The following is a 426-nucleotide window of genomic DNA, read 5'->3' as shown; positions in this document are numbered from 1 at the left end:
GGCAAGGACCTCGGGACGGTCGGTACGGTCGTCATCGACGAGGTCCATACGCTCGGCGAGGACGAGCGAGGCCACCGCCTCGACGGCCTGATTTCCAGACTCAAATACTACTGCGAGTCCGGCGGCGCACCCGACAGCGGCGACACGCAATGGATCTATCTCTCGGCGACGGTCGGCAACCCCGGCCAGCTGGCCGACCAGCTCCGGGCGACGCTCATCGAGTTCGAGGAGCGGCCGGTCCCCATCGAGCGCCACGTCACGTTCGCCGACGGCCGCGAGAAGATCGAGACCGAAAAGAAGCTCGTCAAGCGAGCCTTCGACAACAAGTCGAGCAAGGGGTACCGCGGCCAGACCATCATCTTCACGAACTCCCGACGCCGGTGTCACCAGATTTCACGCAAACTGGAGTACAGCTCCGCGCCGTAC

Annotated in this window: 1 protein-coding gene; it reads left to right on the top strand. The window is 64.6% G+C overall.

Annotated features, from left to right (window positions below; all coding sequences use genetic code 11):
• Positions 1-426, top strand: a 426-nt coding sequence (locus FY251_RS21635) for a DEAD/DEAH box helicase (RefSeq protein ID WP_342765791.1), incomplete at both ends; no start/stop codon positions are given.

The organism is Haloferax sp. KTX1, from assembly GCF_902410085.1.
Classification (GTDB): domain Archaea; phylum Halobacteriota; class Halobacteria; order Halobacteriales; family Haloferacaceae; genus Haloferax; species Haloferax massiliensis.
The sequence above is the reverse complement of the archived record's forward strand: the minus strand, read 5'-3'. Positions and strand labels throughout refer to the sequence as shown.